This window comes from Streptomyces sp. CB02058, from assembly GCF_001905505.1.
Classification (GTDB): Bacteria; Actinomycetota; Actinomycetes; order Streptomycetales; family Streptomycetaceae; genus Streptomyces.
Map to the genome: position 1 here is coordinate 1,134,532 of NZ_LIPG01000003.1, position 21,891 is coordinate 1,156,422.

Consider the following 21,891-nt stretch of genomic DNA (forward strand, 5'->3'; position numbering starts at 1 on the left):
TCTGTGGCAGAACAATATGGCATCCAAGGTGGTACGGCCAGAGAGATTTCCGCGTCCGTGGAGAGCCGCGTGGCCGACGGCACCCTCCGGCCGGGCTCCTCGCTGCCTCCGGTGCGGCGGCTCGCCGAGGAACTGGGCGTGAGCGCGGGCACGGTGGCGTCGGCGTACAAGGAGCTGCGCGGGCGCGGAGTCGTGGTGACCCTGGGCCGCGGCGGCACGGTGGTGGCGTCCGTTCCCGCCGTCACCTCACGACGGCCACCCCAAGTGCCCTCCGGGCTGAGGGATCTGGCGGGCGGGCACCCCGACCCCGACTGCCTCCCGGTGCTCACCCCGCCCGCGCGCGTGGACCCCGTGTCCGGCTCCCACCGAGCCTCGCCGAGACTCGCCGTTCTGGAGGACGCGGCCCGCGCCTGGTTCGCCCGGGACGGAGTGCCCAGCGAATCGGTGACGTTCGCCCACGGGGCGCTGGACTGCATCGGACGGCTGCTGTCCGCCGAGCTCAAGCCCGGTGACGCCGTGGCCGTCGAGGACCCGGGCTTCCATCATCTGCTCGACCTGGTGCCGGCCCTCGGGCTCCGCATGCTGCCGGTGACGGTCGACGACGAGGGCATCCGCCCGGAGGCGCTGCGCACCGCGCTGCGGGCCGGGGCCAGGGCCCTGGTGTGCAGCCCGCGCGGCCAGAGCCCGCTGGGCGGGCGCTTCACCCCTGCCCGCAGGGACGAACTCCTGGCCGTACTGGGCGACTTCCCTGAAGTGCTGGTTGTCGAGGACGACCACAACTCGGAGATCTCCGGTGCGGACGCGGTGACCCTCGCGTCCGGCGGACTGCCCCGCTGGGCCCATGTGCGTACGGTGTCCAAGCACCTCGGCATCGATCTCCGCTGGGCCGCGCTCGCCTGTGACCCAGCCACCCTCGCGCGGCACGACGGGCGCCTGCTGCTGACCTCCGGCTGGGTCAGCCACATCCTCCAGGCCACCGTCGCGGACCTGCTCACCGATCGGTCCGTGACCCGTCTGGTGGCGAGGGCGGCCCGGACCTACACCACCCGCCGAGAGGCTCTGGGCGCGGCGCTGGCCGGGCACGGCATCGCGTCCCACGGAGTCAGCGGGCTCAATGTGTGGGTGCCGGTGCGGGACGAGTCGGCCGTCGTCAACGGACTCCGCACCCGGGGCTGGTGGACGGCGGCGGGAACCCGGTTCCGCATCGCGTCCCCGCCCGCCGTCCGGGTCACCACGGCGACCCTCACCCCTGCGGAAGCCACACGTCTGGCACGGGACTTCGCGGACGCGCTCACGGAGTCGCAGGCGGTGTACGGCGGTTAGACCCGCCGCGATCCGTCAGGCGGGGGTGGGGGTGCGGATGGCGGCGATGTCGAACTGCAGACGGAGCCGCTCGCTCACCATGGCGCCGCCCTCGGCCAGCCGGGCGTTGTACGTCAGTCCCCAGTCGGAGCGGTTGATGGTGGTGGTCCCGTCGAACCCGACGCGCTCGTAGCCGAACGGGTCGGTGACGTAACCGATGTAGGTGAGGTCCAGGGTCACGGGGCGGGCGATGCCCCTGATGGTGAGGTTGCCGTTCATGCGGTAGACGTCCTTGCCGACGAGCTGCACGCCGTCGCTCACGAAGCCGATGCGCGGGTGGTTCCTGGCGTCCAGGAAGTCACGGCCGACCAGATGCGCGTCGCGCTGCTCCACGCCGGTGTCCACGCTGGCGGTGGCCAGCGAGATCTCGGCCCGGGAGAGTTCCGGGCGGCGCCCGTCGAAGTACAGACGGCTCTCGTACTCCAGGAAGGCGCCGCGCACCGTCGTCACCATCGCGTGCCGTACGGAGAAGCCGATCCTGCTGTGCGCGGGGTCGATCATCCACTCCCCGGTGAGCGCCGCCAGCCGGGGGTCCGGCGGAACAGCAGCACCGGCGGCCATCGGGGCGGCGGTCGGCTCCTCGGTGGGGGTCTCCGGACGGCGGAGCAAGGAGCTGCGGCTGAAGAGGTTCATGGAACAGTTAGTTACTCCGAGGTAAGTGACCCCCGCAAGAGATGATCAAGGAACCCCAACATTCACGGTCGGACCTTCACACGGTGGCGGTCCGGCGGTTGCGGAGGGTTGCCCACCCCTTCACGGAGCGGTCTCCTCGGCGACGTGCGGTGCGTGCCCCGAGGTGGGTGATCCGGCCGCGGCGTCCTCGCTCTCCCAGCGCAGGAGGTCGCCCGGCTGGCATTCGAGCACCTCGCAGAGCGCGGCGAGCGTCGCGAAGCGCACCGCCTTGGCGCGGCCGTTCTTGAGCACCGCCAGGTTGGCGGGTGTGATCCCGACGCGGTCCGCCAGCTCCCCCACGGACATCTTCCGCCGGGCCAGCATCACATCGATGTCGACGGCGATCGGCATCAGATCACCTCGTCCAGCTCGGCCCGCATCCTGGACGCCTCGACATCGCGGGCGACGGCTTGGGCCAGCAGCGTCCGCATGACGAGCACGAGGAGCGCGACCCCCAGGATGGCCACGCCCACCCCGCCCATGATGACGGTGACGCCCGGGTCCTCCCGCTGCCCCGGCGCGTTGAGAGCCGTGACCGTGAACCACAGGAGAGAGGCCGCCGTGATCGCACCGATCACGATGTCCACGTAACGGAAGGCGGCGTGCGAGAACACGGTTCCGCGCCGCACCATCGTCACCAGCCGCCATACGCAGACCAGGGCGACCTGGGCCGTCACCATGCCCAGGATCGTGACCAGGCGCAGCGGGGTCAGCGGGAGCGGCCCCTGCTCGGGGTCGGTGGCCAGCGCCCACACCATCGACGCCTGCACGAACACGGTGCCGGTCAGCACCACCACGAGAACGGCGCGCAGCGCGCGCACGGTCAGTTTCCCCACGGCTCACCCTTCCATCGATTTACGATATTAATCTATCGATTTTCGATAGGTTGGGCAAGAGTGGGGCGGGGGAGGGATGCGGCAGCAGCGGTGGCGGACCGTCCGGGGCGATGTCCATGCCGGTGGTCCGCCACCGCCGCGATCAGGTGTGTCCGGCCCCGGTCCTCAGTCCTTCAGCTGGGTGAACCGGAGATGGTTGCCGAAGGGGTCACGCAGGCCGCAGTCGATGCCGTACGGGCGCTCCGTCGGCTCGTCCGTGAACTCCACACCCAGGGCTTTCAACGTCTCGTACGTCTTGCGGCAGTCGTCCGTGGTGAGGATCAGCGCGGCGCCCATCGCGCCCTTCGTCACCAGCTCGCGGACCTGCTCCGCCGTCTCCTCGGACAGGGCCGGAGGGCCCGGCTTCTCCAGCAGGACCTGGCGGTCGGGGTGGCCTGGGACGCTGACGGTGAGCCAGCGCATGAAGCCCATGTCGACGTCGGCGTTGACCTCCAGGCCGAGCTTGCCGACGTAGAAGTCGAGGGCCTGGTCCTGGTCGAGGACGTAGATCTGTGAGTGCGTGATGGCGTTGAACATGTCTCTCACGCTAGACGGCCGGCTCGGCGAAAACTTATCCAGAACTGCTCGGTCGGTCACGGGCGCGGCGGGTGTGTGACGGTCATGCGCGCGGTCGCGTCCACGCCTTCGTGAAGCAGGTGGGGACGTCCGCGACCGCCGCCTCCTTGCGGTACGTCCTCGGTGACCGGCCCACGATGTCGCGGAACGTGCGGCTGAAGGTGCCGGTGCTGCCGAAGCCGACCTCGTAGCAGATGTCCGTGACGCTGTGCTCGCTCTCCCGCAGCAGGAACATCGCCCGCTCGACACGGCGGCGCTGGAGATAGCGGTGCGGTGTCTCGCCGAAGGTGGCCCGGAAGGTGCGCGCGAAGTGCGCCGGGGACACGTGGGCGATCCGGGCCAGGGCCGGGACGTCGAGAGGCTGGGCGTACGCACGGTCCATCGCGTCCCGCGCCCGGAGCATACGGCGGTTGGTCTCTTCCACGGTGCGGCTCACGAGCCCATCCCACCACGGCGTCCGTCGCCGGACGGCGTGCTCCGGCGCGGGGCATTGTCATACCCCCTCCGTACGCTCGGGGGCATGAGCGTTTCCCTCTACTACAGCGCGCGCCGGACGGTGCCGTCGACGGATGCCGAGACGGCCGCTGTCGCCCGCATCGTCGCCGCCCACATGTCGTCCTTTCCGTACGAGGACGAGGAGAGTCTGTACCTGTACGACGGCGGTGGCGGCGAGCCGTCCGAGATCCTGGCCGGATCCACCAAGATGCCGTTCGAGCCCGATCGCGTCCTGTCGGTGCTCGATCATGTGCTGGGCTCCGTGAGCGAGTTGCGCCGCGCCTTGCCGGGGGCGGAGTGGCACGTGCACCTGGACGACCTCGACGTCCCCTGGGACGAGACCGAGGGGTACGCCTTCCCCGGCATGCGCGACGCGGATCCCATAGCCGGGGCGGACGGCTGATCGGTCAGGTCCTCCATCCCGCCCCGGGTTCGAGAGAGGGCTTCACCCCAGCAGGACGTCGTCATCGCCGAGACGCTTGAGCTCGCGATAGAGGATGGCCAGACCGGTGGCGACCTTGGCGGCCGACACCACGGCGTCGACCAGCCGCAGCGTGTCGTTCTCCTCGCGAGCCATCCTGGCCTGCTTCGCGACGCCCAGTGCGCCGAAAGCAGTGGTACCGAGCGACAGGTACACCCTGGACCTGGTCTTCTTCTTGGCTTTTGCACTCATGATGAGGGCCTCCTTGCATGGCGGGTACCCCGAGACCGCACCGTGATCACGTCGTTTCCCACGCCTCAGGACCGCTCCGGCGCTACGACGACGGACACGGCGGCTGTGTCGACTCGCGCCAGCGGTGCGTGACCGGGTGGCGGTGAGGTCGCGGGCGTGACACTGGTGTCGCCCCTGCCTCCGGAGGTTTGCACCCCATCAAGTATCTTGATGATTGAAATACATTGAGTGGTGCGAGGGGAGTCCTGAGTGATCTCGTTGGCGTTCGCTGTGCTGGCGGCCGCGCAGTTGTGGCTGGCGGTGTCCGCGGGACGCCACTGGCGGGCGGCCCCGTGTCTTTTGGCAGCTGTGCCGACCTTGGTGTGCTCCGCGCTGGTCTGGGACAACGGCGTTATCGCTCTCGGGAGTTCGGTGGGCGCCGGGCCGCTGCTGGAGGCGATGAGCGTTCCCCGCTTCGCCGGGCACGCGCTGCTGACGCCCCTTCTCGTCCTCTGGTCGTTGTCGGCGGCCGACCGCGCGGGGCTGCCGTGGGCGCGGCGCAAGGGGGTGCGGGGCGTCGCCGTCGGCCTCACGGTCCTGCTTGTGGCGGCGGGTGTGCTCCACGACATCGTCGGTCTGACGCTGCGTACGGAGCGCTGGGCGGACACCCTGCGCTACACGAACGACGCCGCATCTCCGGTGGGCCCGATGCCGGCCATCGTCACGGGACTGGTGGTGCTCCTCGCCGGGATCGTGCTGTGGCGGTCCACCGGATTTGCCTGGCTGGCGGTCACCGCCGCTGTCATGGTCGTGGTCTCCGGGGCGGCCGCGCAGATACCCGTGCTGGGCAACGCTGCGGAAGTCGTCCTGAACGTGGGGCTGTTGCTGACCGTGCGCGCACTGCTGCCCCAGGAGCGGAAGACTTCGACCTTGTCCATGCGCAGCGGTCCTCGTTCACAGTGACGGAGACGGCCACCTCGACGTTCGACAGGGTGAACTCGGGCTCCGGCGGGGACGCGCTCAGGCGGTAGGCGGTGTCGACGGCCTCGGTGCAGACCTCGAACCGGTCCACCGATGCCTCCGCGTCCCGGTCACGCGCAGTCGTTCTGGGTAGCGGTGGCGCCGCTCAGGAGCGGGTGACAGGAGGGGATCCACGCGCTCCCACAGGTCATCCGGAACAGGATCAGCACGCACCCGGACGCCATGCAGACCGAGATCGCCAGGCGCAAGGCGCCACGGTTCAACTCATCCCGGCGACCGGTAAATCGGTTGCCGCTGAGGTGACGGGCGGGTTGGCTGACCGTTATGGACCTGGCATGCGCGGTCGAGCGGCTCGGGTTGGGGCAGTTGCTGGAAGCGCCGCTGCTGCTCAAGGCTGACGAGCAGGGCCCGGTGTGGAAGGCCGCTACCGACTCCGGTTCATGGGCGGTGAAACTCAACCGTCCCTGGGGCGACTTCTGGCTGCCCATGGCCGCTCAGGCAGGGGGGCTCGAAGTCGCAGCGTGGGAGACCGGTGTCGCGATGCCCGAGCCGCAGTCGACGACTCTGGCCGAAGCGGGTCTGTGGCGACCGATCGGGGACGGTGTCTACGCCCGCGCGGTGCGCTTCGTCGAGGGCTCGCATCCGACCACGCCGACGTCCGAAGCGTTGGCGGCATGGGCCGGCGGCCTCGTCGCCGACCTCGCTCGGTGCGCGATTCCGGCCGATCCGGCCGTCGACGGCGACTACCGGCCGTACTCCCGGGGGGAGTGGGAGGAATGGTTCGCCCAGGCCGAACGCCTTGAGGTCCTCGGCGCCGAGCACGTCCGTGTCCTCAGGCTGTCCGTGGAACAGGCCGAGGCCATGGTCGAGGATCAGCAGGAGCTGTGGCGGTCGAAGTTGGTCATGCACCGCGACATCCGGCACCAGAACGTCCTGACCGGCTCCGGTGGTCCGGTGCTGCTGGACTTCGATGCCGCCGGGGCGCAGGAGCCGTGGTGGGAGCTTGTCTTCACCGCTTTCGGTCTCGCCGGCACGGGCTGTGGACTGGAAGTGCCCGAGCGCCGCATCGTCGAAGCGTGCCTCTCCGGGTATGTCGCTGCGGGAGGGGCGGTCGGGGCGGTCGACGAGTCCGCGTTCACCGGTATGTTCGCCGGACGCGTCGGAGCGGCGGCCTGGCAGCTGTGGATGGCCTGTGGCCACCGGGGCGGGAGTCCGGAGTACCAGGCCGGCTTCGCCCGGACTCTCAGGGAGTCGGTGGAGGCGATGGCCGTGATGCGCGAGGCCATGCCCACCTGGGCCACTTGGCTCGCCGCGTGAGCGGAGAGTGCTGGGTGTGGCGCCGCCGACAGTCGATCCCATGCGGGAAGCGCCTTCAGCAGGCGAAACCGGTGCCGAGTTCACGCGGCAGACGCTTCCAGCCGGTCGCTCCTTCCGAAGCGGTGAACCCTCGCCAATACCGGCAGTCATGCATTCATCCTCATCTGCCGACTGCTGGATCAGATCCCCCTCGGCCGCCGTGGGGGCACCGCACATCGAGACCGGGCCACGTCTCGGACTTGAAGCGACCGCCCCATTTCTGCGCGGCTTGAGCGTCCTTCATCCAGGTGGCGCTGCACATGAGCTTGCCCTCGGGGCCGGAGTCATCAGAAATCATGATGGTGACCCACTCCGATCCGTTGATGGTGCCGGCGTATTCGCGGACTGCTGCTTCCGCTTCCTCGTCGGTGGCATCAGGCAGGGTCAAGTGGGCTATGGCCGAACCATCCTTGTTGCGATCCGTGCGGACTGTGTATGACGGGTCGCCACTACCGCACGCGGTGAGAAGAGCGAGCAAGCTTACTGCGGTGAACGCACTGATGATGCTGGTACGCATGGGTCCTCGGGGTGTGGCGTCGTGGAGGATCATCATGACGTCAGTGTGGGCGGAGTGAAGACATCGAGACGTATCCGTGATGATCGACTGGGGTGCCCGGTCTCGAGGTTTCGGAGCCGGGCGGCATGATGTCCCCCGTGATGAACCGTGGGACCTGATGCCTGCCCGGACAGCGGGTTACGGCGGTTGGCCCCCTCACGTACCAGGCCGGTCTCCTGGACGATCCGCTCTTCTGGCTGGGCCACCTCTCCTCGTGTGTGCAGAGCGAGGAGGCCGAGGAGCTGCTGCTCGGCGCGGACCATGACGCGGCCTGCGACTTCCGACGGCGGCTCCGGGAGCGGGCCGAGTGGCCGGCGTTCACGGTTCCGCTTGCTGCTGATCACCGTCTTCACGTGGTCTACCGGACTGTCGCGGACGACACCGGAGTTGACTACCTCCTCCACCATCCCGACTGGGGCCAGGCCGAGTTGCTCGAGTACTTCTTCCGCAACCCCGCCAGCCTCTTCGCCCTGTCGTCCGGTCGCCTGGCTCAGGTGGCTGCCGCGCCGGAGCCTTGACCCACGCAACGTCTGTCGACGCCGAGGGGTGGTGTTTCCGACGGGTCCGGGCGGACGGGTGCTGCGGGTCGTCGTCCGGTCGTCCGTGTCGCGATCCGTACCCAAAGCTTCACTCAACCTCCCTATAGTGGGCCCGCGTTGATCGTATGGCCGCAACGCGCGAAGCCGTCTCCCAGGAGTCCGTACGATGACGAACCCCTTCTTATCCGCCGCGCCCGCATCCGGCGGCGGCTGCCCCGCCCATGCCGCGAGCGCCCCCGTGCCGCTCAGCGGACCGGCGTTCCACACCGAGCCGCAGGCCCTGTACAGGTCCATGCGCCACTCCTACGGGCCTGTCGTGCCCGTCGAGCTCCCCGGCGGCTTTCCGGCCTGGCTGGTCATCGGGTACCGCGAGCTCCACCAGGTCACCAGCGACGGCGAGTTGTTCCCCCGGGACGTCGGCCTGTGGAACCAGTGGGAGCACATTCCCGAGGACTGGCCCCTGCTTCCCATGGTCGGACGCCCCATGCCCTCCATCTACTTCACCGCGGGCGCCGAGCACCGGCGTCACTCGCGGATGGTCGTCCCCGCTCTGGAGGCCGCGGACCCCTTCGACATCCGGAGGCACTGCGAGGAGCTGGCCGACCGGCTCGTCGACGACATCTGCGCGCGGGGGACCGCCGACCTCGTCGCCGAATTCGCCGAGCCGCTGCCCGTGCTCGTCCTCGCCCGCCTCGTGGGGTTCCCCGACGACGAGGGGGCGGACATCGCCAGGGTCCTGAAGGACCTGGCCGACGGAGGCCCCGGGGCGCAGGAGGCGTACGGCAGGTTCGGAGCGCACATGCGGCGGCTGGTCGACGTCAAGCGGGCCGCGCCCGGAGACGACGTCACCTCACGGATGCTCGCCGATCCGGAACCCTTCACGGACGAGGAGTACGCCCTCGACCTGATGGCCATCACGGCAGCCGGGCACCTCACCACCGCCGACTGGATCAGCAACTCGCTGCGGCTGATGCTCACCGAGAACGAGTTCGCCGAGTCCCTCGCGGGCGGCCGGCGCAGCGTCGGCGAGGCGATGAACGAGGTGCTCTGGGAGGAGAGCCCGACCCAGATCCTCGCCGGCCGCTGGGCGGTCCGCGACACCCGGCTCGGCGGGCGGGACATCCGGGCCGGGGACATGGTCCTGCTCGGCCTGGGCGCGGCCAACACCGACCCGCTCGTACGCCAGGAGACGGGCCTCGGCGGCGCGGGACGTCACGCGGGCAACGGGGCGCATCTGGCGTTCAGCCACGGCGAGTACCGCTGCCCCTTCCCGGCCCAGGAGATCGCGGAGACCATGGCCCGCACCGGTATCGAAGTGCTCCTCGACCGGCTGCCCGACCTCGAACTCGCCGTTCCCGCAAAGGATCTCGTCCGGCGGCCGTCGGCCTTCCTGCGCGGGATGAACGCACTGCCCGTCCGGTTCGCTCCCGTACAGACGACAGGAGACCTGCTGTGAACTGCCCGTACGCGACGGTGGTCGTCGATCCCATGGTCCAGGACCTCGACGGCGAGACCGAGAGGCTGCGGGACTCCGCCCCGCTCGCGCGTCTCGACCTTCTCGGGGTCCCCGCCTGGACCGTCACCCGGCACGCCGAGGCCCGCAGGCTCCTGGTCGACCCCCGCCTGGTCAAGGACCTGGACGCGTGGGGTCTCTGGCAGAGCGGGGAGGTCACGCACGCCTGGCCGCTGATCGGCATGATCGACGCGGGCCGGTCCATGTTCACCGTGGACGGCGAGGAGCACCGCCGACTGCGTACGAAGACCAGCCAGGCACTCACCCCGCGCCGGCTGGAGGCGATCCGCCCGGACATCGAGAAGTTCACCGAAGAGCTGCTGGACGCCCTCGCCGCACAGGGCAAGGACGGTGTCGTCGACCTCAAGGCCGTGTTCGCGCAGCCGCTGCCGATGCGGGTGGTCGGTCTGCTGATGGGCGTCGACGAGGCGCTCCACCCCATGCTGACCCGGCAGTACAAGGCATTCTTCTCCATGCTCACCCCGCAGGAGGACCGTCTCGCGCTGCTCGCCGAACTCGATGTCTTCTACGCCGAACTGGTGCGGGAGAAGACCGCGCGGCCCACGGACGACCTCACCAGCGCGCTGATCCTCGCGGAGGAGGGCGGGGAGCCGCTCACCGAGGAGGAGGTCGTCGGCAACCTCAAGGCGATGGTGGCCGCCGGGCACGAGACCACGATCGGGCTCGTCCTCAACGCCGTACGCGCGCTGCTCGCCCACCCCGACCAGCTGCGGAAGGTGCTGGACGGGGAGATCCCGTGGGAGACGGTGATCGAGGAGACGCTGCGCTGGGACACGCCCACCACGCACCTGCTGATGCGGTTCGCCACCGAGGACATCCAGGTGGGCGACCAGGTGATCGCCAAGGGCGAGGGCGTGGTGATCTCCTACCGGGCCATCGGCCGCGACACCGCCCAGCACGGGGAGGACGCCGACGCCTTCGACATCACCAGGCCCACGCCGATCCGGCACATGACCTTCGGGCACGGGCCGCACATCTGCCCGGGGGCCGCGCTGTCCCGGGTGGAGGCCGGCATCGCGCTGCCCGCCCTGTTCGGACGCTTCCCGGAGCTGAAGCTCGCCATCGAGGACGACGAGATACGCAAGCTGCCGGTGATGACGCAGAACGACATGGAGGCGTTCCCCGTGCTGCTGCACGGCTGAGGGGCGGTCGCCGCGCGGCCCGGACGCCCGCTCGAACGGCGGCTGTCCGGGCCGCAGCTGCCCGGTCAGCTGCTGTCCTGACCGCGGCCGGCCCGGGCCACTATTGTCCGAGGTTTCGAACGGCGTCCGATTCTTCGGCGAAAGTGGGCGCCGCGCGGCAACCCAAGCCCCGCCCGGTGGCGACTGCGGAGTGCACCACCCGCCCCCGACCCTCAAGGAGGTCCCTCGTGAGCCGCACTCTGAGGAGAACCCTCGCCGTGCTCCCCGCCGCGTTCCTGATGGCACTCGTGCCGGGCAGCGCGTCCGCGTACCCCAACCCGGGCGTCGTCAACGGCGACATCGTCGTCCACGACCCCAGCATGATCCGCAGCTCGTCCGGCCAGTACCTGCTGTACTCCACCGGTGAGGGCCTCCAGCTGCGCACCTCCACCGACCGCACCGCCTTCGGCCGGTCCGGCAACGCCTTCACCACCAAGCCGAGCTGGTGGAAGAACTACTCCTCGGCCTCCGACCCCTGGGCCCCGGACATCTCGTACCGCGGCGGCAAGTACCTGATGTACTACGCGGTCTCGTCCTTCGGCTCCAACACCTCGGCCATCGGACTCGCGGCCTCCACCACCGGCCAGGCCGGCAGCTGGAGCGACTACGGCATCGTCTACACGTCGAGCTCGTCGAGCGACTACAACGCCATCGACCCCAACCTGTTCGTGGACGACGACGGGAAGTGGTGGCTGTCCTTCGGCTCCTGGTGGACCGGGATCAAGATGATCCGGATCGACCCGTCGACCGGCAAGCAGTACGCGGGCGACACCGCGCGGCGCTCGCTCGCCTCCCGCCCCACCGGGACCAAGGCCGTCGAGGCGCCCTCCATCGTGAAGCGCAACGGCTACTACTACCTCTTCGCCTCGTACGACACCTGCTGCGCCGGCACAAGCTCGACGTACAAGATCAAGGTGGGCAGGGCGACCAGCGTCACCGGTCCCTACAAGGACAAGAACGGCGTCAGCATGCTCAGCAACGGCGGGACGCCCGTCATGGAGTCGCACGGCCGCTACATCGGCCCCGGCGGCCAGTCGATCCTGGCGGACTCCGACGGCGACCTGCTCGTCTACCACTACTACGACGGCCAGGACAACGGCACCCCGAAGCTCGGCGTCAACCTCCTGAACTGGAGCAGCGGATGGCCCGTCGCCTACTGACCCTGCTGAGCGCCCTGCTGCTGGCGCTCGCCCTGGGGCAGCCGACCTCCGCGTCGGCGGCCGAGGGCCGTCCCTACACCAACCCCGTCAAGACCCAGAAGGGCGCCGACCCCTGGATCTCGTACCACGAGGGCAACTACTACCTGGTGTCGACGAGCTGGACCGACGTCATCACCATGCGCAAGTCGCCGACCCTGGCCGGGCTCGCCACCGCGCCGAGCGTGCAGGTGTGGCAGGGTGACGCGGCCTCGCGCTGCTGCAACATCTGGGCGCCCGAACTGCACTTCTCGGGCGGCCGCTGGTACCTGTACTACGTGGCCGGGCAGAACGTCTCCGACTACAACCCCACGCAGCGCACCCATGTGCTGCAGAGCGCGGGCTCGGACCCGATGGGGCCGTACACGTACAAGAACCAGCTGGGCAGCACCTGGATGCTCGACCCGAGCGTGCTCACGGTCAACGGGTCCATGTACCTCCTGGGCAGCGCCAGCGGCGGCGGCACGCAGAACCTCGTGATCGCGCCGATGTCGAACCCGTACACCCTCAGCGGCTCCTTCTCGACGATCTCGACGCCCACCTACGACTGGGAGAAGTCGGGCGGCACGGTCAACGAGGGGGCCGAGGTGCTCCAACGGGGCGGGAAGACCTTCATCGTCTACTCCGCCAGCGGCTGCTGGACGCCCGACTACAAGCTCGGCCAGCTCACCCTGACCGGCTCCAACCCGCTCTCCGCGTCCTCCTGGACGAAGAAGTCCACCCCCGTCTTCCAGCGGAACAACGCGGCGGGGGTCTACGGGCCCGGCCACAACGGCTTCTTCACCTCACCGGACGGCACGGAGAACTGGATCGTCTACCACGCCAACGACTCGGCCTCCGACGGCTGCGACAACGGGCGTACGGCGCGGGCGCAGAAGTTCACCTGGAACTCCGACGGCACCCCGAACCTGGGCACCCCGGTCGCCCTCGGTACGACCCTGGCGGGGCCCTCGGGCGAGACGGCGGCCACCCCGACCGCCTACACCGTGGTCAACCGGGCCACCGGGAAGTGCCTCGACGTCAGCGGGGCATCGACCGCCGACGGTGCCGACGTCCAGCAGTGGACGTGCGACGGCAGCGCCAAGCAGCGGTGGCGCGTCGAGGACCGGGGCGACGACACCAGCAGGCTGGTGAACGCCGCGACGGGCAAGGTGCTCGACACGGCCGACTGCTCCACGGCCGACGGCGCGAACCTGCGGCAGTGGTCGTGGCTGGACAACACCTGCCAGCGCTTCCGCTTCGTCACCACGGAGGCCGGAGGCTGGGTGCGCATCGTCAACCAGGCCACCGGGAAGGTCGCCGACGTGGCGAACTGCTCGGCGGCCGACGGCGCCGACGTACGGCAGTGGACCTGGCTGAACAACACCTGCCAGCAGTTCAAGCTCCTGCCCGTGAGCTGAGGGCCCGCGGGCCCGGACCCCGGTCCGGGTCCGGTCTCGTGATCCGGCCCCCGTGAGGCCGGTCTCGTATCCCGGCCTCACGAGGGCCGCCGCGGCTGACGGGTCCCGGCCCGTAAGCTGCGGCGGCATGGCCGACCTCTTCGCCCTTGCCCCGCACCGATCCTCCACAGCCGTCCTGCTGGCCGGCGCGGCGCGGGAACGGGGCATGGATGTGACGGTCCTGCCGCGCGAGGGGCTTCTCGGCCGCCTCCCGCCGGGCACCGGCGCGCACTACTACGGGGGCCCGCACTTCGCCGCCTCGGCCGTCGGCCGGCTCGGTATCGCGCTGCTCGAACCGGCCGTCGGCTGGCTCGACGCCCTGCCGTACGCGTTCACCGGGCGTCGCGTCCGGTGCGTACCGCTCAGCGAGGCCCGCGGTACGGCGGGCCCTGTCTTCGTCAAGCCGCCCACCGACAAGAGCTTCCCCGCCGCGGTGTACGCGGACGGCTCGGCCGTGCGCGTCCCCGCCGGCGATCAGGGTGACCCCCTCGTCCAGGTCAGCGAAGTGGTCACCTGGGTCAGGGAGTTCAGGGTCCATCTGCTGAACGGGGAGATACGGACCGGCTCGCAGTACGCCACGTTCGGCCGGCTCGACACCGCGCCGCTCACCGGCCACACGGACGAACCCGCGGTACGCGCGTTCGTCCGGCGGCTGGCCGGGGCATGCGCGGACACCCTGCCCAGCGGCGTGGTGCTCGACGTCGGACTGATGCGCAGGGGCGACGACCCCGGGACGGGCCGGTGGGCGGTGGTCGAGGCGAACATGGCCTGGTTCAGCAACGTGTACGCCGCCGACCCGGCCCGCGCCCTCGACGTGGTCCTCCGCTCGGCCGGCCCGTACGTCGGCGTACGGGATGAGGACGCACCGTTCCGGCGGCCGTGAGGGCGGGGCTGGCTCCGGGCAAGTCATGGCGCCAGTGACCGCGATGCGCGAGGGCCCGGCGACCACGGTGTCCGAGGGCTCGACGACCACGGTCTCCGAGCGCGCGGCAACCTTTGGGGCAGCCGTGGCGACTACTCCCCGGAACCCCACCTCTTCCTCCTTCCGACCGAACGGATCACGCCATGTCAGCGAATCGACGACGCACGGCTCTCCGCCCCGGAACGCGCAGGGCGCTGACGGCGGGGACGGCCGCGGTCCTGGCCGTCGCGGCCCTCCAGACATTCGGGGCCGCGTCCCGCGCGGCGGCGGCCACCACGCTCACCGTCGCCAAGGACGGCAGCGGGCAGTACTCCTCGGTGCAGGCCGCCGTGAACGCGATCCCCGCGGGGAACACCGCGCGCGTCGTCGTCTCCATCAAGCCGGGCACCTACCGCGAACTGGTGAAGATCCCTTCCAACAAGCAGAACGTCACCCTCCAGGGGAGCGGATCCAGCCGCAACGACACCGTCATCGTCTACAACAACGCCTCCGGCACCCAGAAGCCCGACGGCTCTGGAACCTACGGGACCAGCGGCAGTGCGACCGTCGCGGCCGAGGCCAACGGCTTCCAGGCCCGCAACCTCACCATCGCGAACGACTTCGACGAGGCCGCGAACCAGAGCCTGAGCGGACACCAGGCGGTCGCCCTGCGCACCGCCGCGGACAAGGTCTTCCTCGACTCCATCATCGTCACGGGCGACCAGGACACCCTGCTGCTCGACACCGCGTCCAAGACGACGCTGGGCCGCGTCTACATGACCAACTCCTACGTCATCGGCAACGTCGACTTCATCTTCGGACGCGCCACCGCGGTGATCGACAAGTCCGTGATCACACTGAAGAAGCGGTGGGACGGCAGCTCCGCAGGCTACATCGCCGCGCCCAGCACGGCCGCCGACCGCAAGGGCTTCCTGATCACCGGCTCGACCGTCAACGGCGACGTCTCGGCGTCCTCCTTCTACCTCGGCCGTCCGTGGCACGCGGGTGGGGATGCCACACTCGACCCGATGGCCACATACCGGAGCACGACGCTCAGCTCGGCGATCAAGTCGGCACCCTGGACCGACATGAGCGGCTTCTCCTGGAAGGACGACCGTTTCGCGGAGTACAAGAACACCGGACCCGGCTCGGGGGCCGCGAGCAGCAACCGCCCGCAGCTCACCGATTCCCAGGCCGCGGACCAGGAGACCGCCGACTGGCTGGCGGGCTGGACACCCTCGGCATCCTGAGTCACCGTGTGCAGAAGCGAAACACATGCGGTCGAAGCGCTTCGACTCCGCTCTGGACAGTCCCTGTGAGCAAGTCTAGGCTCCACGGTGTCTGTGCATGTCAGAGTGCGAAGGGGAGCACAGCAGGGCGCTGTCGAAGCGCTTCACCCGCTCTCCCTTGCGGTCACCATCTGTAGGGGAGAAGCTGAATGGTCACGCTGGCCGAGGTCGCCCAGCATGCCGGAGTCTCGGCGAGCACGGTGAGTTATGTCCTCAGTGGGAAACGGTCGATCTCCGCGTCCACCCGGGAGCGCGTGGAACACAGTATCCAGCAACTGGGCTACCACCCCAACGCCGGTGCGCGTGCGCTGGCCAGCAGCAGGTCCAACATCATCGCGCTGATGGTGCCGCTGCGCACCGACATGTACGTACCGGTGATGATGGAGATCGCCATCGCCGTCGCCACCAGCGCGCGTACGCACGGCTACGACGTCCTGCTCCTCACCGGCGAGGAGGGGCCCGCGGCCGTCCGGCGGATCGCGGGGAGTTCGCTGGCGGACGCGATCATCCTGATGGACGTCGAACTGCACGACGAGCGGCTGCCGTTGCTCCGTGAGTCCGGTGGCACCGCCGTCCTCATCGGACTGCCCGCCGACACCTCGGGAGTGACCTGTGTGGACCTCGACTTCGAGGCCACCGGCGCCCTCTGCGTGGACCACCTCGCCGGCCTCGGCCACCGCGAGGTCGCGGTGATCGGCGAGGCCGCCGCCGTCTACGAGCGGCACACCGGCTTCGCCGAACGGACCGTGGACGGCATACGGGCCAAGGCCCAGGAGACGGGCACGCGCATCCTGCACCGGCCCTGCGAGGGCGGGTACGCGGCCATGGCCGGAACCCTGGCGCGGATCTACGACGAGCGGCCGGGCACCACCGGGTTCATCGTCCAGAACGAGGCCGCGGTCGAGCCGCTGCTCAACCTCCTCCAGCAGCAGGGGCGCGCCGTCCCCGAGGACGTCTCCGTCGTGGCCATCTGCCCCGACCAGGTGGCCACCCAGGCCTCGGTGCGGCTCACCTCCGTCGCCATCCCGGCCCAGGAGATGGGACGCCGCGCGGTGGACCAGGTGGTCGTGAAGCTCACCGGCCGGGGCACGGACGAAGTGGAGCTGCTGGAACCGGTTCTGACGGTGCGTGCGAGCACGGGTCCGGCACCGGCCTGATCCGGCAGGGGAGTTGGGCTCACGCGTGCGGGTCACTGCCGTGAGCCCGCCGGTGCTCCGCCTGGTCCGGCTGCCCGGCCGGACGACGCGATCCGCACGCCGAACGGGCCGGGGGCGCACCCCCGGCCCGTCCTGGCCGGCCCGTCGGAACGTGGAGCGTCGGGTCGACGGGGCGTCCTGCGTCAGCTCGACGAGACGTTGAACCCGTTCGTCGTGAAGTTCAGTCCGCCCGACGACGAGGTGATCTCGTAGCCGAACTGGACGTCGCCGATGGTCTCGTTGCCCCACCAGCCCTTGGTGTCCTTGATCCACTTCAGGATCGGGAGGATGTTCACCGTGCCGGACGAGGAGTCCGAGGTCCGCAGGAACGAGAACACCTCGTTGGCCCCGTTGCTGCCCTTGTAGACGGCCCAGGTGTGGCCGCCGAGGGTCACGTTCCCCTGGGAGGTCCCCAGGGGGCCGACCGCGCCGTTGTAGTTCACCCAGAGCATGACCTCGTAGTCGTAGTCCGTGTCCCAGATGTCGTAGGACGTGTTGTAGGCGCCGGACGACGGGACCGTCACGTTGTAGCTGCTGGTCAGCGAGGAGAGCGAACTGATCGGCTTGTTGACGATCTTCTTGGCGTTCGGGTACGACTTGATGCCGCCGGTGTTCGGGTGGTTGGCCGTCACGCCCCAGTTGCTGGACGAGTTGGCCCAGATGGACTGGGTGCCCGCCCCGGAGCCCCAGATGTTGTTGTAGAGGATGTATCCGTCGGACGTGGTGTAGTTGCCCCACTGCTCGGACGAGGTCCAGATCGCGGCGTGGGCCGGTGCCGCCGCGAAGCCGATCAGTGCGGCCACGGCTGCCGCCGGGGCGAGGAGCAGCCTGGTCAGGGTGGATCGTGCCATGGGGTGTTCCTTCCATGTGGGGATGGAGGACTGCTACCGCGCCTCCAGGATGAGGACGCGGTCCACGCCGGCCGTCAGCTCCAGGGGAGCCGTGGGGTTTCCGGCGGAGGTCTCGGTGAAGGTGAAGCCGTCGCCCGTACGCAGATCGACCCGCGCGTCGCGCGTGGGACGCAGAACCGCGGTGGCGCCGGTCTCGGACCAGCTCAGGTCGAGGTGTGCGCCGAACCGCGTGCGCAGGCCCCGTAGTTCACCGGCGGGGCAGGACGCGGGGACGGCGGGCAGCAGCACCAGGCGGTCCGGTGCCGACTGGACGAGCGACTCGATCACGGCGGCCGGCAGCGTGTGGGCCGCGTCCGCGTTGTAGACGTTCCGCGTGGGGTAGTGCGCGCTCATCAGCGAGTCGTGGAAGAAGTCACCGCACAGCACCGCGTCCATCGCCGACGACACCCGCGACGGGTCCCGCAGCCGGGCCGCGATCAGGGCGTGGTGCAGATGACCGTGCGCGGAGTCGTTCTCCGACCCGCGCAGTTCCAGGGCACGGTGAGCGGCCTCGGCCAGGGCCGGGGTGTCGTACGGGTTGATCTCGTCCAGCGGCCACACCGGGTAGAGATGGCTGAGATGGCGGTGGTCGTACGTCTCGCGCAGGCCCGGCCACGCCCACTCGGCGAGCGCGCCGTCCTCGTTCACCAGATAGTCCGGGAGCCGGGCCGCCAGGGCCTTCCAACGGTCGGCGGACGGGTGTCCGGGAGCGTGCTCGGCGGCCGTCGTCAGGGCGTGGCGGGCCGCCGCGATGTCCATCGTGGCGTTCACCGTGCCCCAGCTCGCGTTGGCCGGCCTGTTCTCCGGGGAGTACGAGGGCACGATCGCCAGACGTCCGTCCGGGTCCTCACGGCTGAGGAAGTCCTCGTAGAACAGCGCCACTTCGACGAGGGCGCCGGTCAGGAAGGCGTCCGGGGTGCCGGTCGTCACCTCCGCGTGCTCCAGGAGCGGCTGCAGCAGCCAGTCCGCCCCCGCCGTCCACAGATGCAGCGGATAGGCGCGCTGGAAGTGCCGGGTGTGGCCGGACTCGCCGTCGGTGTGGGACGGCGCGACGATGCCGCGGGCCCCGAAGAGCGCCCTGGCGTTGTCCCTCCAGTCGTCCAACTGTCCCTGCACGAATACGGCATGGGCCTCGGTGACCTCCGGGAGCGCGGCCGCGGCGGCCGAGGAGATCTGGAGGTTGAGGTTGGCGTTCGTGGTGAACGCCCCCGACCAGGCCGTGTCCCAGTCCCCGGTCCACAGCCCCGTCAGCCGCGGCGGCAGCAGCCCCGCGGAGGACAGCAGGTGGTAGCGGCCCGCCGCGAAGAGCCGCTCCAGCAGAGCCGGACTCTTCGGGGTGCGCAGCAGCTCGCTCCCGGCCAGCCCCCGCTCCGGCGCCGCGTCCCGCAGCGTGAAGGAGGCACGTCCGTACGCGGTCCGGTGCGCCGGGCGGTGCCGGTCCAGCAGGGTGGCGTAGTCCTCGTGCGGCAGCGCCGCCCACAGCTCACCGAGCTCGGGGCGCCCCCACCCCCGGACCACCCGGGTCACCAGGGTGAGGCTGCGCGCGCCCTCGATCCGGATGCCCTCGCCCGACACGGACACCCGGCCACCGTCCACCCGTGCAACGGTGACGCCCGTGTACCCGAGCTCGCTGCCCGGATAGCCCACCCGCAGGGCCAGATGGGCGCCGTCCGGGGTCAGCACGGTCGAGCGGCCGACGGCCAGCTGCGCGGGCGAGCCGGGCAGGGCGTGATCCAGGAGCAGATCGGCGGTCAGCCCGAGGTCGGTCACCTGCTGCACGACCACGTCGTCGGTCCGCGAGACGAAGACGGCGCTGCGCCAGGCCTCGTACGACGCCGTCACCTCGCCCGTGGTGAAGTCGACCTCGCGGCGGTATCCGGCGACCGCCTCGTGCAGACCGCGGTCTCGGCGGATCCGGGTCCTGAACGCCGGGTGGAAGGGCTGCACCCACACCAGGGGTCGCCCCGCGCCGAACTCCTCGGCCGCCTTCGTGTCCCCGGACAGCAGTGCGTCCTGGAGAGGGCCGAGCCCGTCGGCGAGCTCGGGGGGCGTGAGGTCCTCGCTGCCGTTGGGCCGCACCAGCGTGTGGTGGTTGACGATCACCCGGTCGTCGCCGGGATCGCCGAAGACCATCGCCCCGTGGCGGCCGTTGCCGCTGAGGAACGCGTCCTCCCAGCGGGTGGCGGGGCCGGGTTCCCAGGTGCCGTCGATCATGCCGAGGCACCTCTGAGCACGGCGACGCCGTAGCGCTCCAGCTCCACACCGCCGTCCGCCTCGGTGTCCGTGAGCAGGTCGAGGTACCGGCCGGGGAGCTTCACCGCGGCGGGTGAGCCGCCGTGGTTCAGCAGGAAGAGCAGCTCACCGCGGCGCACCGCCTCGACCCCGGAGGGCAGGTCCTCCAGCACGGGCCGCACACCGGCGCCGGCCGCCGCGCGGCCGAGCAGCTCGCGCAGCGCGGCGGGCTCCGGGAGCGTGGACACGTACATCGCGGTTCCCTTGCGGAGCACCGCGGGAAGGCCGTCCAGCTCGCCGCCGCGGTAGCCGGCCACGGTCTCCGCGGAACCGTCGTGCTCCAGCTCCTCCGACCACAGGGTGCCGCGGAACCCGTCACACTCCACCGTGGCGTCCGCGTCCAGAGGCCACCACTCGTGCACCGTGCGGATGCCGAACAGCTCACGCAGCCGGCCGTCCATGCCGCCCGGCCTGACCCGGTCGTCCACGTCCGCGACGCCGGTGAAGAACCCGCACACCAGGGTGCCGCCGCCCCGCACATAGGCGACGAGGTTGTCGATCGCCGCGTCGCTCAGCAGATAGAGCTGGGGAACGAGAACCATGCGGTAGGCGCTCAGGTCCGCCTCGGGGCGCGCGAAGTCGGTCCCGATGCCGCTCTCCCACAGACCCCGGTGCCAGGCGCGCACCAGCTCCGGGTACTGGACGAGCGAGGACGGCCGGTCCTTCTGCGTACCGGCCCACCAGGCGTCCCAGTCGTGGAGCACGGCGACCTCGGCGGGTACGTCCGTGTCGCTCACCTCGGCCCCGATCAGGGCGAGTTCGGCTCCGATGCGCTTGATCTCCCCGAAGGTACGTCCGTGTTCGCCCGCGTGGCTCAGCATCGCGGAGTGGAACTTCTCCGAGCCCTGCCGGGACTGGCGCCACTGGAAGTAGCAGACGGCGTCCGCGCCCCTGGCCACCGTCTGGAGCGACCAGAGCCGGTTCAGGCCCGCAGGCTTGGGGTGGTTGACCTCGCGCCAGTTGACCGAGCCGGCCGCCTGTTCCATGACCATCCAGGGCCCCCGGGCCTGCGAGCGGGTCATGTCGGCGAGCATCGCGTTGTACTGGCCGCCCAGCGGGTCCTTCGGGTCCGGATAGATGTCGACGGAGACGACGTCCTCCCGCTCCGCCCAGGCCCAGGCGTCCTGGCCCTCCCAGAGCGGCATGAAGTTGGTCGTCACCGGGATGTGCGGGGTGCGCCGGGCGACGATGTCCCGCTCGGCGACGTAGCACTCCATCAGGGCGTCGGAGGTGAACCGCTTGAAGTCCAGCTCGTGTGCCGGATTCCGCAGGTACTGCACCCGGCGGGGCGGCAGGATCTCGGCCCAGCTGTCGTAGCGCTGGCTCCAGAACGCCGTTCCCCACGCCTCGTTCAGCGCCTCCACGGTGGTGTACCGGGCGGCCAGCCAGCGGCGGAAGTGCGCGGCGGTCTCGTCGCACCAGCAGTGCGTGCAGTACTCGTTGTTGATGTGCCACAGGGTGAGCGCGGGATGGTCCGCGTACCGCTCGGCGAGGTCCTCGGTGAGGGCCGCGGCGTAGCGGCGGTAGACAGGTGAGCTCGGACAGAAGTGCTGCCGGGAGCCGTAGTTGACCACTGCGCCCTCCTCGGTGCGCGGCAGCGTCTCCGGGTGCAGCGCACCCATCCACGGCGGAGGCGAGGAGGTCGGGGTCGCGAGGACGACCCCGATCCCGCCCGCGTGCATGAGGTCCAGGAGCCGGTCCAGCCACCCGAACTCCCTAGCACCCGGGCGCGGTTCGATCTTCGCCCAGGAGAAGACACCGAGGGTCACGGAATTGACCCCCGCCTCCTTCATCAGCCGGACGTCGTCGGCCCACACCTCCTCGGGCCACTGCTCGGGGTTGTAGTCGCCTCCGAAAAGGACGCGGCCACGGGTGGCGTCGTGCAGGGACGGCATGGACGTCTCGTTCC

At 70.2% G+C, this 21,891-nt stretch carries 22 protein-coding genes; 12 read left to right on the plus strand and 10 right to left on the minus strand.

Translation table 11 applies throughout. The annotated features are described in order from the left end of the window. Positions 1-3 precede the first annotated feature (3 nt). On the plus strand, positions 4-1,323 hold the full coding sequence (locus tag AMK10_RS18470) for an aminotransferase class I/II-fold pyridoxal phosphate-dependent enzyme (RefSeq protein WP_073748894.1): 1,320 nt from the start codon (positions 4-6) through the stop codon (positions 1,321-1,323). Between the two features lie 15 nt (positions 1,324-1,338). Here the strand turns inward: AMK10_RS18470 and AMK10_RS18475 are convergent, their stop codons facing one another. From AMK10_RS18475 to AMK10_RS18495, 5 genes are all read right to left on the minus strand, one after another. Then, positions 1,339-1,995, minus strand: a complete 657-nt coding sequence (locus AMK10_RS18475; protein ID WP_073748895.1) for a YceI family protein — start codon at positions 1,993-1,995, stop codon at positions 1,339-1,341. Positions 1,996-2,115: 120 nt separating this feature from the next. Beyond that, a complete protein-coding gene (locus AMK10_RS18480) occupies positions 2,116-2,385 on the minus strand; it encodes a helix-turn-helix domain-containing protein (RefSeq protein ID WP_073748896.1) in 270 nt (89 codons plus the stop codon). Further along, positions 2,385-2,870: a DUF2975 domain-containing protein gene (locus AMK10_RS18485; protein WP_073748897.1), complete on the minus strand. Its 486-nt coding sequence runs from the start codon at positions 2,868-2,870 to the stop codon at positions 2,385-2,387. Before AMK10_RS18485 ends, AMK10_RS18480 begins: the two co-directional genes overlap by 1 nt. A 165-nt stretch (positions 2,871-3,035) precedes the next feature. Beyond that, complete coding sequence (locus tag AMK10_RS18490) at positions 3,036-3,446, minus strand: VOC family protein (RefSeq protein WP_073748898.1); 411 nt, start codon at positions 3,444-3,446, stop codon at positions 3,036-3,038. Positions 3,447-3,528: 82 nt separating this feature from the next. Next, positions 3,529-3,921, minus strand: a complete 393-nt coding sequence (locus AMK10_RS18495; RefSeq protein ID WP_198959720.1) for a helix-turn-helix domain-containing protein — start codon at positions 3,919-3,921, stop codon at positions 3,529-3,531. Between the two features lie 84 nt (positions 3,922-4,005). Between AMK10_RS18495 and AMK10_RS18500 the strand changes: the two genes are divergently transcribed. Next, complete coding sequence (locus tag AMK10_RS18500) at positions 4,006-4,383, plus strand: hypothetical protein (protein ID WP_073749338.1); 378 nt, start codon at positions 4,006-4,008, stop codon at positions 4,381-4,383. 42 nt (positions 4,384-4,425) lie between these two features. On the opposite strand, the gene AMK10_RS18505 is transcribed toward AMK10_RS18500, so the two are convergent. Continuing rightward, the gene (locus AMK10_RS18505) at positions 4,426-4,653 is read right to left on the minus strand and encodes a hypothetical protein (protein WP_073748900.1); all 228 of its coding nucleotides are present in this window, start codon (positions 4,651-4,653) and stop codon (positions 4,426-4,428) included. Between the two features lie 249 nt (positions 4,654-4,902). On the opposite strand from AMK10_RS18505, the gene AMK10_RS18510 reads away from it, so the two are divergent. Further along, positions 4,903-5,595 carry a hypothetical protein gene (locus AMK10_RS18510; protein WP_073748901.1) on the plus strand — a complete coding sequence of 231 codons (693 nt, stop codon included), beginning with the start codon at positions 4,903-4,905 and terminating at the stop codon, positions 5,593-5,595. A 342-nt stretch (positions 5,596-5,937) separates the two neighbouring features. Further along, positions 5,938-6,930: a phosphotransferase gene (locus AMK10_RS18515; RefSeq protein WP_073748902.1), complete on the plus strand. Its 993-nt coding sequence runs from the start codon at positions 5,938-5,940 to the stop codon at positions 6,928-6,930. 160 nt (positions 6,931-7,090) lie between these two features. Here the strand turns inward: AMK10_RS18515 and AMK10_RS37325 are convergent, their stop codons facing one another. Further along, positions 7,091-7,486 carry a hypothetical protein gene (locus AMK10_RS37325; protein WP_143194964.1) on the minus strand — a complete coding sequence of 132 codons (396 nt, stop codon included), beginning with the start codon at positions 7,484-7,486 and terminating at the stop codon, positions 7,091-7,093. 257 nt (positions 7,487-7,743) lie between these two features. Between AMK10_RS37325 and AMK10_RS18520 the strand changes: the two genes are divergently transcribed. The 8 genes from AMK10_RS18520 to AMK10_RS18555 all read left to right on the plus strand — a co-directional run bounded on the left by AMK10_RS18520 (position 7,744) and on the right by AMK10_RS18555 (position 16,761). Beyond that, on the plus strand, positions 7,744-8,043 hold the full coding sequence (locus tag AMK10_RS18520) for a hypothetical protein (protein ID WP_241839578.1): 300 nt from the start codon (positions 7,744-7,746) through the stop codon (positions 8,041-8,043). 187 nt (positions 8,044-8,230) lie between these two features. Beyond that, positions 8,231-9,520 carry a cytochrome P450 gene (locus AMK10_RS18525; RefSeq protein WP_073748903.1) on the plus strand — a complete coding sequence of 430 codons (1,290 nt, stop codon included), beginning with the start codon at positions 8,231-8,233 and terminating at the stop codon, positions 9,518-9,520. A 32-nt stretch (positions 9,521-9,552) separates the two neighbouring features. Continuing rightward, positions 9,553-10,740 (plus strand): cytochrome P450 family protein, encoded by a 1,188-nt coding sequence (locus tag AMK10_RS18530; RefSeq protein WP_241839608.1) that lies wholly within the window; start codon positions 9,553-9,555, stop codon positions 10,738-10,740. Between the two features lie 278 nt (positions 10,741-11,018). Next, positions 11,019-11,939 carry an arabinan endo-1,5-alpha-L-arabinosidase gene (locus AMK10_RS18535; RefSeq protein ID WP_107428463.1) on the plus strand — a complete coding sequence of 307 codons (921 nt, stop codon included), beginning with the start codon at positions 11,019-11,021 and terminating at the stop codon, positions 11,937-11,939. Continuing rightward, positions 11,921-13,375: a family 43 glycosylhydrolase gene (locus AMK10_RS18540; protein ID WP_073748906.1), complete on the plus strand. Its 1,455-nt coding sequence runs from the start codon at positions 11,921-11,923 to the stop codon at positions 13,373-13,375. Before AMK10_RS18535 ends, AMK10_RS18540 begins: the two co-directional genes overlap by 19 nt. A gap of 127 nt (positions 13,376-13,502) precedes the next feature. Next, entirely contained in the window at positions 13,503-14,297 is a 795-nt protein-coding gene (locus AMK10_RS18545; RefSeq protein ID WP_073748907.1) for an ATP-grasp domain-containing protein, read from the plus strand. A 182-nt stretch (positions 14,298-14,479) separates the two neighbouring features. Beyond that, positions 14,480-15,565: a pectinesterase family protein gene (locus tag AMK10_RS18550; protein ID WP_382563361.1), complete on the plus strand. Its 1,086-nt coding sequence runs from the start codon at positions 14,480-14,482 to the stop codon at positions 15,563-15,565. 188 nt (positions 15,566-15,753) lie between these two features. Continuing rightward, positions 15,754-16,761: a LacI family DNA-binding transcriptional regulator gene (locus tag AMK10_RS18555; RefSeq protein WP_073748908.1), complete on the plus strand. Its 1,008-nt coding sequence runs from the start codon at positions 15,754-15,756 to the stop codon at positions 16,759-16,761. Positions 16,762-16,943: 182 nt separating this feature from the next. Here the strand turns inward: AMK10_RS18555 and AMK10_RS18560 are convergent, their stop codons facing one another. Genes AMK10_RS18560 through AMK10_RS18570 form a run of 3 tightly spaced genes read right to left on the minus strand, consistent with a single transcriptional unit; the run spans position 16,944 to position 21,877 of the window. After that, positions 16,944-17,651, minus strand: coding sequence for a GH12 family glycosyl hydrolase domain-containing protein (locus tag AMK10_RS18560; RefSeq protein WP_073748909.1), 708 nt, complete (start codon positions 17,649-17,651; stop codon positions 16,944-16,946). Positions 17,652-17,684: 33 nt separating this feature from the next. Beyond that, the gene (locus AMK10_RS18565) at positions 17,685-19,904 is read right to left on the minus strand and encodes a glycosyl hydrolase family 95 catalytic domain-containing protein (protein WP_073748910.1); all 2,220 of its coding nucleotides are present in this window, start codon (positions 19,902-19,904) and stop codon (positions 17,685-17,687) included. After that, positions 19,901-21,877: a beta-galactosidase gene (locus AMK10_RS18570; RefSeq protein WP_073748911.1), complete on the minus strand. Its 1,977-nt coding sequence runs from the start codon at positions 21,875-21,877 to the stop codon at positions 19,901-19,903. Before AMK10_RS18570 ends, AMK10_RS18565 begins: the two co-directional genes overlap by 4 nt. Positions 21,878-21,891 lie beyond the last annotated feature (14 nt).

Coding starts and splice junctions, on each gene's coding strand:
- AMK10_RS18480 (WP_073748896.1), bottom strand. CDS start 2,385: ATGCCGATCGCCGTCGACATCGATGTGATGCTGGCCCGGCGGAAGATG.
- AMK10_RS18535 (WP_107428463.1), top strand. CDS start 11,019: ATGGCACTCGTGCCGGGCAGCGCGTCCGCGTACCCCAACCCGGGCGTC.
- AMK10_RS37325 (WP_143194964.1), bottom strand. CDS start 7,486: ATGCGTACCAGCATCATCAGTGCGTTCACCGCAGTAAGCTTGCTCGCT.
- AMK10_RS18490 (WP_073748898.1), bottom strand. CDS start 3,446: ATGTTCAACGCCATCACGCACTCACAGATCTACGTCCTCGACCAGGAC.
- AMK10_RS18505 (WP_073748900.1), bottom strand. CDS start 4,653: ATGAGTGCAAAAGCCAAGAAGAAGACCAGGTCCAGGGTGTACCTGTCG.
- AMK10_RS18550 (WP_382563361.1), top strand. CDS start 14,480: ATGTCAGCGAATCGACGACGCACGGCTCTCCGCCCCGGAACGCGCAGG.
- AMK10_RS18570 (WP_073748911.1), bottom strand. CDS start 21,877: ATGCCGTCCCTGCACGACGCCACCCGTGGCCGCGTCCTTTTCGGAGGC.
- AMK10_RS18565 (WP_073748910.1), bottom strand. CDS start 19,904: ATGATCGACGGCACCTGGGAACCCGGCCCCGCCACCCGCTGGGAGGAC.
- AMK10_RS18560 (WP_073748909.1), bottom strand. CDS start 17,651: ATGGCACGATCCACCCTGACCAGGCTGCTCCTCGCCCCGGCGGCAGCC.
- AMK10_RS18525 (WP_073748903.1), top strand. CDS start 8,231: ATGACGAACCCCTTCTTATCCGCCGCGCCCGCATCCGGCGGCGGCTGC.
- AMK10_RS18475 (WP_073748895.1), bottom strand. CDS start 1,995: ATGAACCTCTTCAGCCGCAGCTCCTTGCTCCGCCGTCCGGAGACCCCC.
- AMK10_RS18555 (WP_073748908.1), top strand. CDS start 15,754: ATGGTCACGCTGGCCGAGGTCGCCCAGCATGCCGGAGTCTCGGCGAGC.
- AMK10_RS18515 (WP_073748902.1), top strand. CDS start 5,938: ATGGACCTGGCATGCGCGGTCGAGCGGCTCGGGTTGGGGCAGTTGCTG.
- AMK10_RS18530 (WP_241839608.1), top strand. CDS start 9,553: ATGGTCCAGGACCTCGACGGCGAGACCGAGAGGCTGCGGGACTCCGCC.
- AMK10_RS18545 (WP_073748907.1), top strand. CDS start 13,503: ATGGCCGACCTCTTCGCCCTTGCCCCGCACCGATCCTCCACAGCCGTC.
- AMK10_RS18500 (WP_073749338.1), top strand. CDS start 4,006: ATGAGCGTTTCCCTCTACTACAGCGCGCGCCGGACGGTGCCGTCGACG.
- AMK10_RS18540 (WP_073748906.1), top strand. CDS start 11,921: ATGGCCCGTCGCCTACTGACCCTGCTGAGCGCCCTGCTGCTGGCGCTC.